At 63.2% G+C, this 231-nt stretch carries 1 protein-coding gene; it reads right to left on the bottom strand.

Annotated elements, in window-relative coordinates; genetic code table 11:
• Positions 1–231 (bottom strand): GTP-binding protein (locus ACEWMW_RS14545; RefSeq protein WP_409414682.1); only part of this gene is annotated, 231 nt, incomplete at both ends.

Raw genomic sequence — 231 nt, 5'->3', positions numbered from 1 at the left:
GTGGGCGGGGGGATCTTGGCGACGACGGCTTCGAGCACGTCTTCGATGCCTATGCCCGACTTCGCGCTGGTGAGCACGGCTTCGGATGCGTCGAGCCCGATGATGTCCTCGATCTCGTTCTTCACCGCGTCGGGATCGGCGGCGGGGAGGTCGATCTTGTTGATGACGGGGACGATCTCGTGGTCTTGCTCGATCGACTGGTAGACATTGGCGAGCGTCTGCGCTTCGACG

Origin of the sequence: Litorerythrobacter xanthomarinus (assembly GCF_046254955.1) — a bacterium.
Taxonomy (GTDB): domain Bacteria; phylum Pseudomonadota; class Alphaproteobacteria; order Sphingomonadales; family Sphingomonadaceae; genus Qipengyuania_C.
Note: the sequence above shows the minus strand (reverse complement) of the source record. Positions and strands in the feature narration are given on the sequence as shown.